The organism is Bradyrhizobium sp. 23AC (assembly GCF_054863025.1).
Window position 1 is genome coordinate 26405 of sequence record NZ_JAVAYN010000023.1, and the last position, 11906, is coordinate 38310.

12 protein-coding genes are annotated in these 11906 nt (G+C 65.7%); 5 read left to right on the plus strand and 7 right to left on the minus strand.

The window, feature by feature from the left end; genetic code table 11:
* Nucleotides 1-27: 27 nt before the first annotated feature.
* The 3 genes from rimM to ffh form a co-directional block, all read right to left on the minus strand.
* Nucleotides 28-573, minus strand: a complete 546-nt coding sequence (rimM, locus tag RAD10_RS35350) for a ribosome maturation factor RimM (RefSeq protein WP_461621054.1) — start codon at nucleotides 571-573, stop codon at nucleotides 28-30.
* A gap of 9 nt (nucleotides 574-582) precedes the next feature.
* Nucleotides 583-915: a 30S ribosomal protein S16 gene (rpsP, locus tag RAD10_RS35355; protein WP_008133080.1), complete on the minus strand. Its 333-nt coding sequence runs from the start codon at nucleotides 913-915 to the stop codon at nucleotides 583-585.
* A gap of 100 nt (nucleotides 916-1015) precedes the next feature.
* Nucleotides 1016-2563, minus strand: a complete 1548-nt coding sequence (gene ffh, locus RAD10_RS35360; RefSeq protein WP_461621055.1) for a signal recognition particle protein — start codon at nucleotides 2561-2563, stop codon at nucleotides 1016-1018.
* Between the two features lie 458 nt (nucleotides 2564-3021).
* Between ffh and RAD10_RS35365 the strand changes: the two genes are divergently transcribed.
* A complete protein-coding gene (locus RAD10_RS35365) occupies nucleotides 3022-4086 on the plus strand; it encodes an MBL fold metallo-hydrolase (protein ID WP_461621056.1) in 1065 nt (354 codons plus the stop codon).
* 162 nt (nucleotides 4087-4248) lie between these two features.
* Here the strand turns inward: RAD10_RS35365 and RAD10_RS35370 are convergent, their stop codons facing one another.
* Both RAD10_RS35370 and RAD10_RS35375 read right to left on the minus strand, forming a co-directional pair.
* Entirely contained in the window at nucleotides 4249-4968 is a 720-nt protein-coding gene (locus RAD10_RS35370) for an SIMPL domain-containing protein (protein WP_461621057.1), read from the minus strand.
* 5 nt (nucleotides 4969-4973) lie between these two features.
* Nucleotides 4974-5753, minus strand: a complete 780-nt coding sequence (locus RAD10_RS35375; RefSeq protein WP_461621058.1) for a GyrI-like domain-containing protein — start codon at nucleotides 5751-5753, stop codon at nucleotides 4974-4976.
* Nucleotides 5754-6009: 256 nt separating this feature from the next.
* Between RAD10_RS35375 and dapF the strand changes: the two genes are divergently transcribed.
* Both dapF and mtaB read left to right on the plus strand, forming a co-directional pair.
* A complete protein-coding gene (dapF, locus tag RAD10_RS35380) occupies nucleotides 6010-6885 on the plus strand; it encodes a diaminopimelate epimerase (RefSeq protein WP_461621059.1) in 876 nt (291 codons plus the stop codon).
* Complete coding sequence (gene mtaB, locus RAD10_RS35385) at nucleotides 6885-8138, plus strand: tRNA (N(6)-L-threonylcarbamoyladenosine(37)-C(2))-methylthiotransferase MtaB (protein ID WP_461621060.1); 1254 nt, start codon at nucleotides 6885-6887, stop codon at nucleotides 8136-8138. Before dapF ends, mtaB begins: the two co-directional genes overlap by 1 nt.
* A gap of 132 nt (nucleotides 8139-8270) precedes the next feature.
* Here the strand turns inward: mtaB and RAD10_RS35390 are convergent, their stop codons facing one another.
* Nucleotides 8271-9380, minus strand: coding sequence for a DUF2336 domain-containing protein (locus RAD10_RS35390; RefSeq protein ID WP_461621112.1), 1110 nt, complete (start codon nucleotides 9378-9380; stop codon nucleotides 8271-8273).
* 138 nt (nucleotides 9381-9518) lie between these two features.
* Nucleotides 9519-10220, minus strand: a complete 702-nt coding sequence (locus RAD10_RS35395) for an RluA family pseudouridine synthase (protein WP_461621061.1) — start codon at nucleotides 10218-10220, stop codon at nucleotides 9519-9521.
* Between the two features lie 60 nt (nucleotides 10221-10280).
* On the opposite strand from RAD10_RS35395, the gene ftsY reads away from it, so the two are divergent.
* Nucleotides 10281-11228: a signal recognition particle-docking protein FtsY gene (gene ftsY, locus RAD10_RS35400; RefSeq protein WP_461621062.1), complete on the plus strand. Its 948-nt coding sequence runs from the start codon at nucleotides 10281-10283 to the stop codon at nucleotides 11226-11228.
* A gap of 3 nt (nucleotides 11229-11231) precedes the next feature.
* Complete coding sequence (locus tag RAD10_RS35405; protein WP_461621063.1) at nucleotides 11232-11834, plus strand: septation protein A; 603 nt, start codon at nucleotides 11232-11234, stop codon at nucleotides 11832-11834.
* Nucleotides 11835-11906 lie beyond the last annotated feature (72 nt).

The following is an 11906-nucleotide window of genomic DNA, read 5'->3' on the forward strand; positions in this document are numbered from 1 at the left end:
AGCTTAGCCAAAAACCACGGCCCGTGGTTATGGGTCCCCGCGTTCGCGGGGACCCGCCGAGGGAGCGTCGTCGCCCTCGATCTCCTGCGGCAGCGCGATCACGACGCGGCCGCCTTTGAGATCGACCTCAGGCACCACTGCGTTCGTGAACGGCAGCAGCATCGTCGTGCCCTTGGGCGGCGCGATTTCGATGATGTCGCCGGCGCCGAAATTGTGGATCGCGAGCACGCGGCCGAGCGCGTCGCCCTCCGTGGTGACGGCGGCGAGCCCGATCAGATCGGTGTGGTAATATTCGTCCGCATCGGTCGCGGGCAGTTTTTCGCGCGCGACGTAAAGCTCGATGCCGTTGAGGCGCTCGGCCTCATCGCGGGTCGTGACGCCCTTGAACGTCGCGACCAGATGATCCCTGGCCTCGCGCGCCGTTGCGACCTCGAACTGGCGCTTGCCGTCCTTGGACAGCAGCGGACCGTAGCGCCTGACGGCAAAGGGATCCTCGGTGAAGGTCCACAGTTTGACCGCACCGCGCACACCATGCGCGGCGCCGATCCGCGCGACGCAGACCAGCGCCGACATGTTCTAGCCTTAGCCCTTCGCGGCGGCTTCGGCCTGCGCCTTGCGCTCCTTGCGCGGCACGGCCTTCTCGGGATTGTTGCGCGCTTCGCGCTTCTTGACGCCGGCAGCGTCGAGGAAACGCGCCACGCGGTCGGACGGCTGCGCGCCCTTGGCAAGCCAGGCCTTCACCTTGTCCATGTCGAGCTTCAGGCGAGTCTCGTTGTCCTTCGGCAGCAGCGGGTTAAAATAGCCGAGACGCTCGATGAAGCGGCCATCGCGCGGGAAGCGCGAGTCGGCGACGACGACGTGATAGACGGGACGCTTCTTGGTGCCTGCGCGGGCGAGGCGGATAACGACGGACATTCAGTTCTCCTTCGAAGTACGGTTTGCAAAGTACGGTTTGTTCGGTTGATCGGTATTTTCGCGTTGCGCGGGACCAGTGCGATCCCGTGCGACGAATTCCTCATTTCTTCTTGCCGGGAAAACCGCCGAGGCCCGGCAGCATCGGCTTTCCGCTGAGGCCCGTGAGCCCCGGCACATTCGGCAGGCCCTGACGCAAGCCGGCAGGCAAATCCTTCGGCAAATTGGGCAGACCCTGCCCGCCGCCGCTCTGCATCTTCTCCTGCAGGGCCTTCATCTCTTCCGGCGAGGGCGGCTTCATGCCGCCGCCAAAGCCCATGGCCTGCGCGATGCCGGCGAGCGGGCCGCGCTTGCCCGAGCCCATCGCCTTCATCACGTCGGCCATGTTCCGGTGCATCTTGAGCAGCTTGTTGACCTGCTCGACGCTCTGGCCGGACCCTGCAGCGATACGCTTCTTGCGGCTGGCCTTGAGCAAATCGGGATGACGGCGCTCGTCGCGCGTCATGGAGTCGATCACCGCGACCTGGCGCTTCAAAATCTTGTCGTCGATGCCGGCCGCCGCGATCTGGTTCTTCATCTTGGCGATACCGGGCATCATGCCCATCAGCCCGCTGATGCCGCCCATGCTGGCCATCTGCAGCAGCTGCTCGCGCATATCGTTGAGGTCGAACTGACCCTTGCGCATGCGCTCGGCGGTGCGTGCGGCCTTTTCGGCGTCGATATTGGCGGCGGCACGTTCGACCAGCGACACCACGTCGCCCATGCCGAGGATGCGGCCGGCAATACGATCGGGGTGGAAGTCTTCCAGCGCATCGGTCTTTTCACCGGTGCCGATCAGCTTGATCGGCTTGCCGGTGACCGCGCGCATCGACAGCGCCGCACCGCCGCGGCCGTCGCCGTCAACTCGTGTCAGCACGATGCCGGTGAGGCCGACGCGCTGATCGAACGCGCGCGCGAGATTCACGGCGTCCTGACCGGTGAGGCTGTCGGCGACCAGCAGCACTTCATGCGGATTGGCCGCGGCTTTGATCGCGGCGGCTTCCGCCATCATGTCTTCGTCGAGCGTGGTGCGGCCGGCGGTGTCGAGCAGCACGATGTCGTACCCGCCGAGCTTGCCAGCTTCCAGCGCGCGCTTGGCAATCTGCGGCGGCTGCTGTCCCGCCACGATCGGCAGCGTCGGAATGTCGAGGTAGCGGCCGAGCACGGCCAGCTGCTCCATCGCCGCCGGACGGTAGACGTCGAGCGAGGCCATCAGCACCTTGCGCTTGTCGCGCTGGACCAGACGGCGGGCGAGCTTTGCGGTGGTGGTCGTCTTACCCGAGCCCTGCAGGCCGACCATCATGATCGGCACCGGCGGCACGGAATTGACGTCGATGGTCTGGCTTTCGGCGCCGAGCGTGTTGATCAGCTCGTCATGGACGATCTTGACGACCATCTGGCCGGGGGTGACCGACTTGACGACGGTGGCGCCGATCGCCTGCTCGCGCACGCGCTCGGTAAAGCCGCGCACCACTTCAAGCGCGACGTCGGCCTCCAGCAGCGCGCGGCGCACCTCGCGCATCGCGGCATCGACGTCCTTCTCGGTCAGCGCCCCGCGCCCCGTCAGACGATCGAGAATTCCGCCAAGCCGTTCCGACAGATTGTCGAACAATGCCGTTGTCCTGTTGCTGTCTTCCCGACGGGAAGAGCGCTCCGTTACTCACCGCTGTCAGGCCCCGGCTTGACCGGGGCATCCAGTACGCCGCGGCATCTCGGTTCCAGCCGAGCCGCCTCTGGGATACTGGATCGCCCGATCGAGTCGGGCGATGACCACTTCCTTGGATAAGCAATCGTCCAAACACCTTTACGCCCGAGGGCGCACAGCGCTGTCGGGCGTTGACCTCTGGCCTCGAGGACCAGTCGGCGGGTCGAAAAGAAAGCCTTTCCGAGAAAGTGGCGGGGTTAAACGCCGCTCACGCCCAAAAGTCAAGGAAAGTTAGGGCGCGGGAATGCCTCTGCCAAGGTAAGGTTCTGAAAATACGTCGCTTTTGACCGTCGGTTCCTTTTCCTTTGGGCCCGCCCATATAGAAGGTGATGACTTACCTCCGCCACCAGTCCTGAAGCCAACCTGTGCCGATCACCCGCCGCCGCGTTTTCGGGCTGCTTGCCGGGGCTGGCGCTCTGGTCGGTGTCCCGTCCCTCTGGATGTCCCGCATGAAAACCTATGACGGTCCCGCCTCCGACCATTTCGACGGTCTGAACTTCTTCGATCCGGACGGCGCGCCGCCGAAATCGCTGCGGGAGGTGCTGCGTTGGCAGCTCGGCGGCAAGCGGCAGCGCGCCACCTGGCCCGACTGGGCCCCCAGCCCCCATGCCGACACGCCGCCGGCGCGGGTCGATGGCGACAAGGTGCGGCTCTCCTTCGTCGGGCATGCCAGCTGGCTGATCCAGACCGGCGGCCTCAACATCCTGGTCGACCCCGTCTGGTCGACGCGGGTCTCGCCGGTCGCCTGGGCCGGGCCGAAGCGGCACAACGATCCCGGCATCGCCTTCGAGAAGCTGCCGAAGATCGATGTCGTGCTGGTCTCGCACGGCCATTACGATCATCTCGACATCGCGACGCTGTCGCGGCTCACCAAGAATTTTGCTCCGCGCGTGGTCACCCCGCTCGGCAACGACGTGACGATGCGCAGCTGGGATTCCACGATCAAGGTGGAGGCCTTCGACTGGCATGATCGCGTCGAGCTCGGCGGCGGCATCGCCGTGCACCTGGTGCCGACCCGGCATTGGACGGCGCGCGGCATGTTCGATCGCAACAAGGCGCTGTGGGCGAGTTTTGTATTGGAGACGCCGGCCGGGAAAATCTACGTCGTCTGCGATTCCGGTTATGGCGATGGCCGGCACTTTCGCCGTGTCGCAGAGAAGCACGGCAAGCTGCGCCTCGCCATCCTTCCCATCGGCGCCTACGAGCCGCGCTGGTTCATGCGCGATCAGCACATGAACCCGGAGGACGCCGTGAAGGCGCTGCGCGATTGCGGCGCCGAGGCCGCGCTCGGGCATCACCACGGCACGTTCCAGCTCACGGATGAGGCGATCGACGCGCCGGCCAAGGCGCTGCTCGAGGCGCTGGATGCTGCGAAGCTTCCGCAGGAGCGGTTCGTGGCGATGCAGCCGGGGCAGGTGGTGGAGATTTAGGTCTCGCCACGCACACCGCTCGTGCCCCGGACGCAGCGCAGCGCTACTTCAGCGGTGCGCTGCAGAGCCGGGGCCCATGCCGCCGCGATGTGCCGAGTAGCTTGCTGGGTCCCGGCTCTGCGCAGCAGCGTTTCACGCTGCAGCGCGTCCGGGACACGAGACCTATTGCTCTTTCGCCTTGATCGCCCAGCTCACAGTCACCGTCACCGACAGCGTCTCCTCGCCGGGCGCAACCGCGGCTTGCGGCGCTGCCATCGGCGCTGTTGCCATCCGCCCCTTGAATAGCGGCACCGGGCCGCCGCCCTCGGTGACGCTGAGCGGAGCGCCCAGCGTCACGCCGGTGGCCTTGGCGTAGATCTCGGCCTTGCGGCGGGCGTCCACGACCGCCTGCTCGCGCGCGTCGTCGAGCAGCTTCGAGGCTTGCGTCACCTCGAACGAGATGTTGCCGATGTCGTTGGCGCCGGCGCCGACCAGCGTGTCGATGATGGTGGCGACCTTGGTCACGTCGCGAATTTTTACGGTGACACGGTTGCTGGCGCGGAAGCCGACCACCGGGGATGCGCCGGTGGATTTGTTCTGGCCGTATTGCGGTTGCAGCGACAGCCGCGAGGTCTGGTAATCCTTCTCGGCAATGCCGGCGCCCTTCAACGCCAGCAGCACCTTGCCCATCGCGGCGTTGTTGGCGTCGGACGCTTCCTTCGCCGTCTTGGCGTCGTTGGCGACGCCGGCGTCGATCTGCGCGAGATCAGGCGCCGCGGAGATGTTGGCTTCGCCGCTCACCGTAATGGCGGATGGAAAATCGTCGGCAAGCGCGGGCGTTGTCAGCAGCGTGGCGGCGAAAACGGCGGCAAGGGACGTAGCAAGTACGGCAGTCTTTTTCATTGGTCTCACTTCAGCGGCACGAAAACGTTGATCACGAGCTTGTCCTCTGCCGTCTTCAGGGGATCGGTGAGGTATTCCTCGATGAAGGTGTCCTTGGCTTCAAGCCTCTTGTCGTCGAGGTGATTGGTGATCGCCTCGTAGGTGTTGTCCATGTTGTCGTAGGAACCGCGATGGACGAATTTCAGCACCTTGCCCTCCGGAGACTTGCCGATGCTCATGTCCTTGGACAGGTTCTTGGGATCCTGCTCGACCGGGATCTCGGCAAGGAAGGTGAAGCCGGTGTCGTCGGTCGAGGTGTAGACGATCATCGCATTGCCTGATGGCTTGATGCCCTGCTTGTCCAGGAGCGTGTTCAGCGCCTTGAACGCGTCGATCAGCGTGTCGAAGGCCGAGTCCCAATTGGCAGTGCCCTTGACCATCACGACCTTCTTGGCCTCGAGCGTGGTTTCCAGGCCGAAGGGATCGGCGGTCTGCACCGGAGCGGGTGTCGCGGCGGCCGCGGGTGGTGGGGCCGTTGGGCTGGGTGAGGCACTGGCTGCGGGCGAGGGCGACGTTGTTGGGGCCGGCGACGCGCTGGCGGCAGGCGACGGCGCGGGCGAGGCCGGCGCCGCTGGGGCAGGCGAGGCGCTCGCGGCCGGGGCGGGAGAAGCCGATGGGGCCGGCGAGGGACTTGCCGAGGCCGCCGGTGCCGGGCTCGGGGTTTGCGCCAGAACCTCAGGCAGGCCAAGCGACAAGGCCGCTGCCGGGATCAGCGCGGCCAGAGCAAGACGACGAAACCTGATCATTTTTATTCTCCCCAAGGCCTTAACCAGGGCCCTTCATCAGCAAGACCTTGCCCACCAAGGCCTAATCCGGCTTGAGCCCGGCCACGCATCCCGGTTCGCGGCGAACTTTCGCCGTTTTAACACGCGGTTGCCAAATTCGTCCCATGACAGATGCGTCATGGCAGTTCTCCTGGCAGTCCTCCTGGCGCCCGGCGGCAAATCACTGGCCAAGCCGCCAAGGATCGCCATATAAGACAGGCGAAATTCGGGAATTTTCATGAGCGCGCTGGCCAACCACGCATTTGCCAAGATGAACGGCATCGGCAATGAGATCGTCGTTGTCGACATGCGCGATTCCGCAGCAAAGGTGACGCCGGACGACGCCCGCGCGGTGGCGTCCGCCAACGGTGGCGTGGCCTACGACCAGCTCATGGTGCTGCAGAAGCCGCAGCTCGACGGCACCGAAGCCTTCATCCGCATCTACAACAATGACGGCTCGGAGGCCGGCGCCTGCGGCAACGGCATGCGCTGTGTGGTGCGGCGCATCTTCGAGAAGAACGGGCAGACCACCGCGACGTTCGAGACGGCGGCTGGCTTGCTCAATGCCTGGCAGGGCCCGGCGCCCGATCTCTACACCGTCGATATGGGCGCGCCGAGGTTCGGCTGGCAGGACATTCCGCTGGCGGAAGAGTTCCGCGACACCCGCTATATCGAATTGCAGATCGGGCCGATCGACAATCCGATCCTGCATTCGCCCTCGGTGGTGAGCATGGGCAATCCGCACGCGATCTTCTGGGTCGACGACGTCAACGCCCATGATCTCGAACGTTTCGGTCCGCTGCTCGAAAACCATCCGATCTTCCCGGAGCGCGCCAACATCACGCTTGCCCATATCGTCGATGACAAGCACATCGCCATCCGCACCTGGGAACGCGGTGCCGGCCTGACCCAGGCCTGCGGCTCGGCGGCCTGCGCCACGGCAGTGGCCGCAGCCCGCCTGAAGCGGGTCGAGCGCAATGTCGAGATCACGCTGCCCGGCGGCAAGCTCGGCATCGAATGGCGCGAACGCGACGATCACGTGCTGATGACCGGCACGGCGACCTTCGAATATGAGGGCAGATTCGATCCGGCGCTGTTTGCGCCGGCCGCCTGATGGCCGTCGACGTCGTCACCTTCGGTTGCCGCCTCAATGCCTTCGAGGCCGAAGTGATCCGCCGCGAGGCCGAGGGCGCTGGCCTTTCAGACACCATCGTCATCAACAGCTGCGCTGTCACCAATGAGGCGGTGGCGCAGGCGCGGCAATCGATCCGCAAACTGAAACGCGAGCGGCCCGAGGCACGCATCGTCGTCACCGGCTGCGCGGCGCAGACGCAAAGCGGCATGTTCGCCGACATGACCGAGGTCGATCGCGTCGTCGGCAACGACGACAAGATGCGGTCATCCGCCTGGCGCGAAGCGCGCGATGCCTTCGATCTCGGCACCGGCGAGAAGATCGCTGTCAGCGACATCATGGCCGTGAGGGAGATGGCGCCGCATCTCATCGACGGCTATACGAGCGGCCTGCCGCGCGTGTTCGTGCAGGTGCAGAACGGCTGCGATCATCGCTGCACCTTCTGCATCATCCCCTATGGCCGCGGCAATTCGCGCTCGGTGCCGATGGGCGCGGTGGTCGAGCAGGTGCGCACCCTGGCCGAACGCGGCCATGCCGAGATCGTGCTGACCGGTGTCGATCTCACCAGCTACGGCACTGACCTTCCGGGCGCGCCGAAGCTCGGCATGCTGACGAAGCAGATCTTGCGGCACGTGCCGGAGTTGAAGCGCCTGCGCATCTCCTCGATCGATTCGATCGAGGCGGATGCTGATCTGCTTGACGCCATCGCCGGCGATGCGCGGCTGATGCCGCATCTGCATCTGTCGCTGCAGTCCGGCGACGACATGATCTTGAAGCGCATGAAGCGGCGGCATTCGCGGCAGGATGCGATCGCGTTCTGCGACCAGGTGCGCCGCCTGCGCCCCGATGTCCTGTTCGGTGCCGACATCATCGCGGGTTTCCCGACCGAGACGGAGGAGATGTTCTCGTGCTCGCTCGATCTGGTCGAGGAATGCGGCCTGACATTCCTGCACGTCTTCCCCTATTCGCCCCGCCCCGGCACGCCGGCCGCGCGGATGCCGCAGGTGGCGGGCGGCGTGATCAAGGAGCGCGCGAAGCGACTGCGTGCGGCGGGTGAAGCGGCGCTTCGGCGGCGGCTGCAGGCCGAGATTGGCGCGACGCGCAATGTGCTGATCGAGAGCGAGACGCAGGGCCGCACGGAGCACTATCTGCCGGCGGCGATCGCGGGCGAGCGGGTTGGCAGCGTGGTGCGGCTTGTGATTGCCGGCAGCGATGGTGAGCGGCTGATTGCTTAGCGTGTTGTCGTCGCCCGGTTTGACCGGGCGACCCAGTACGCCGCGGCTTCTCCGTATCTTACTGACGTCTCTGGAATATTGGATCCCCCGCTTTCGCGGAGGATGACACCGCTAGTTTGGCGACAGCGCCCCCTACGACGCCCTGACCTGCCAGAACCGCAGCGTCCGCTTGGCATTCTCCGGCGTCATGCGCGCATAGTGACCTTGCGCTCTTGCAAGATCGGCCGGCTTCATTGCGCCTGTGGCAAAACGGCTTTCGAGCACGGCGGTGGTGGTCTCCCAGCTGAGCTGCGCCGCCTTGCACGGCACCAGCAAGCCGTCGTCGCGCAGGCTCTGCATCAGCGGGCGGATCACCTCGACGGTCGATCCGGACAGGGCCGCCAGCGCCGCGGCGGTCTCTTCATAGCGCCGCTGCGTGGCGAAACCGAACAGTGTCGCTTCGCTGAGATGGCCGGTTGCCTTGAGCATTGCAATCGCCCGCTTGGCACCTTCGAAATCGCGGACGCCCGACATCTCGCGATCGACACCGACGGTGACGGCGGCGATCGCGCTCTGGATTTCCTCGAACAGATGCGGCGGCGCGCGCGACAGCAGGCGGGCGCGCACGGCATCGCTCGCCGAGCGCAGCAATCGGCGGCGCAGCTCCGACGGCAGGTCGAGGCGGACGCCGACACTGACGGCAAGTTCAGGATCGGCCTCGGCCTGCCCGACCATGGCGGCGAATCCGTTTCCGGAGACGCGCGCGCCGGGATTGGCGGCGAGCCGCCGGCTGACGCTGGGATAGCGGCGCGCCAGCAAGGCGTCGGTGACGATCTCCTTCAGCCACCAGCGGCCGGCGATCGCCAGCAGATGCGGCTCGCCCTTGGATGATGCGATCTTCACCAGCTCGCCGTCGTCGAGGCGGGCGGATTCCTGCAGCACGGGACCGGCGATGCGGATCTCGTTATTGCTGGCGAGGCGGCGGATCACGGAGGGCGGCGCCTGCGCGATCGGCGCCAGCTGCGCGCTGATCTCGGCGAGCGCGATGCGTGCGCCCATGTCGGCAAGGGCGCGAAGCTCGATGGTGCCGATCAGGCGCTCGAGCACCTCGTCGAACAGCGCGATCTGCTCGTCGTCGAAACTGCCGGCGGAGGAGAGGAACAGGTCGGTGACGCGCCGGGCCGTTTCCAGGCCCTTTTCCGCCGAGCCTGCGCGAATCGCGGATTCGACCTCTTCGATGATCGATAGCTCGGCCTTGGACATCACGCCTTGCTCATCCTGAGCGGTTACAGAAGCTTGTTCTAAGCAACCGTCATCATTAGCGGCGAGCACTGAACGTTTCGTAAACCATGGGCCGGTAGCCCGGCACTGCTAAGCTCCTCACTATGAGGATCTGAAAGGCTATTCCCCGTTCCAGCCGCAGGCGCGGAGCTTTTCGTGCATGTGGGGTGGGGCCGGCGCCACGACGCGGACGGGCTCCTTGTTCCGGGAGATCGGCACCACGATCTCGCGGGAATGCAGGTGCAGCTTCGGCTCGCCGAAACGCGGGCCGTTGCCGTAAATGTTATCGCCGAAGATCGGCCAGCCGGTCGCGGCCGAATGCACCCGCAATTGATGGGTCCGCCCGGTCACCGGTTCCATGGCCAGCCACGTGAAGCCGTCGCCCCGGCCCATCACTTTCCAGTTCGTGATCGCCTTCTGTCCTTCCGGATCGGGCTTCTGCCACCAGCCGCGTTCGGCGTTGAGCCGGCCGAGTGGCATGTCGATGGTGCCCGCGTCCTCGGCGGGGCCCCCCTCGACCACGGTCCAGTAGGTCTTGCCGATCTTGCCGTGCTTGAAGAGGAGGCCGAGCGAGGCCGTTGCCTTGCGGTGGCGGCCGAGCACGAGGCAGCCGGAGGTGTCCTTGTCGAGCCGGTGAGCCAGCACCGGCGGCCGCGGCAGGCCGAAACAGAGCGCGTCGAACGAGGCCTCCAGATTGGCGCCGCCCTTGGGACCGCGATGCACGGGAAGGCCGGCCGGCTTGTCGATGACCAGCATCAGCCCGTCGCGATGGAGCACGCGGGCCAGAATTTCATCGGCCGTCAATTGGGGAACATCGAGCAATTGCAGGACTTTCGGTCAAGACTTTCGTTTGGCAGCCGGAACGGCTAACACACCGCCACCATGAACGATACCACGTCAGATCCCCCCAAGCTGAGCTGGTGGCGCCGCCTGTCCAACGGGCTGAAGCGCACCTCGTCCTCGCTCGGGACCGCGGTCGCCGACCTCGTCACCAAGCGCAAGCTCGACCGCGCCATGCTCGACGACATCGAGGACGTGCTGCTGCGCGCCGACCTCGGCACCTCAGTCGCGGTGCGGATCGCGGACGCCGTCGGCGCCGGACGCTACGACAAGGCGATCTCGGCGGACGAGGTCAAGGACGTGGTCGCCACCGAGGTCGAGAAGGTGCTGGCGCCGGTGGCAAAGCCGCTCGAGATCGATACGGCGCAGAAGCCGTTCGTGATCCTCGTGGTCGGGGTCAACGGCTCGGGCAAGACCACCACCATCGGAAAACTCTCGCAGAAATTCGCCTCCGAAGGCCGCAAGGTGATGCTGGCCGCCGGCGACACGTTTCGCGCAGCAGCCATCGAGCAGCTCAAGGTGTGGGGCGAGCGGACGAAGACGCCGGTGATCGCAGGCGCGCAGGGCTCGGATTCGGCGAGCCTTGCCTTCAACGCGCTGACGGCGGCGAAGGAGCAGAATGTCGACGTGCTCCTGATCGACACCGCCGGCCGCCTGCAGAACAAGGCCGAGCTGATGAACGAGCTCGAAAAGGTTGTGCGCGTGATCCGCAAGGTGGATGACACTGCGCCGCATGCCGTGCTGCTTGTGCTCGATGCGACCGTCGGCCAGAACGCGCTGTCGCAGGTCGAGGCCTTCCATCGCACCGCCGGGGTCACCGGCCTCGTGATGACCAAGCTCGACGGCACCGCGCGCGGCGGCATTCTGGTGGCGCTCGCGGAAAAGTTCAAACTGCCGGTGCACTTCATCGGCGTCGGCGAAGGCGTCGACGATCTCGCGCCGTTCACCGCCCGCGACTTTGCCCGCGCCATCGCCGGAATCGAAAGCTGAAGAATGGACAAGACCCAGCCGCATCCGCTGTTCAAGCTGGCGACCGAGCTCGGGCCGCTGCTCGTGTTCTTCTTCGTGAATGCGAAGTTCAATCTGTTCGCGGCGACCGGCGCCTTCATGGTCGCGATCGTCGCGGCGATGGTCGCCTCCTACGTGGTGACGCGCCACATTCCGATCATGGCGATCGTCACGGGCGTGATCGTGCTGGTGTTCGGCACGCTGACGCTGGTGCTGCACGACGAGACCTTCATCAAGCTCAAGCCAACCATTATCTACGGCCTGTTCGCCGCGATCCTCGGCGGCGGCCTGTTGTTCGGCCGCTCCTTCATCGCCGTCATGTTCGACCAGATGTTCAATCTGACGCCGCAGGGCTGGCGCATCCTCACGCTGCGCTGGGCGCTGTTCTTTGCCGGCATGGCGGTGCTGAACGAGATCGTCTGGCGCACCCAGAGCACCGACTTCTGGGTGAACTTCAAGGTGTTCGGCGTCACCCCGATCACGATGATCTTCGCCATCGCCCAGATGCCGCTGACCAAGCGCTACGGTGTTGAGCCGGCGTCGCTGGAGGCCAGCGAGGCGGACGCGGGGGACGTGAGGAAGGGATAGGCCGAAGCGTCGCTCCACATACCGCTGTCATGCCCCGGCTTGACCGGGGCATCCAGTACGCCGCAGCTTTTC

What these genes read in the sequence shown, in the direction of transcription:
- ftsY (WP_461621062.1), top strand. Translation starts at nt 10,281, where the DNA reads ATGAACGATACCACGTCAGATCCCCCCAAGCTGAGCTGGTGGCGCCGC.
- mtaB (WP_461621060.1), top strand. Translation starts at nt 6,885, where the DNA reads ATGGCCGTCGACGTCGTCACCTTCGGTTGCCGCCTCAATGCCTTCGAG.
- RAD10_RS35390 (WP_461621112.1), bottom strand. Translation starts at nt 9,380, where the DNA reads ATGTCCAAGGCCGAGCTATCGATCATCGAAGAGGTCGAATCCGCGATT.
- RAD10_RS35370 (WP_461621057.1), bottom strand. Translation starts at nt 4,968, where the DNA reads ATGAAAAAGACTGCCGTACTTGCTACGTCCCTTGCCGCCGTTTTCGCC.
- rimM (WP_461621054.1), bottom strand. Translation starts at nt 573, where the DNA reads ATGTCGGCGCTGGTCTGCGTCGCGCGGATCGGCGCCGCGCATGGTGTG.
- RAD10_RS35375 (WP_461621058.1), bottom strand. Translation starts at nt 5,753, where the DNA reads ATGATCAGGTTTCGTCGTCTTGCTCTGGCCGCGCTGATCCCGGCAGCG.
- rpsP (WP_008133080.1), bottom strand. Translation starts at nt 915, where the DNA reads ATGTCCGTCGTTATCCGCCTCGCCCGCGCAGGCACCAAGAAGCGTCCC.
- dapF (WP_461621059.1), top strand. Translation starts at nt 6,010, where the DNA reads ATGAGCGCGCTGGCCAACCACGCATTTGCCAAGATGAACGGCATCGGC.
- RAD10_RS35405 (WP_461621063.1), top strand. Translation starts at nt 11,232, where the DNA reads ATGGACAAGACCCAGCCGCATCCGCTGTTCAAGCTGGCGACCGAGCTC.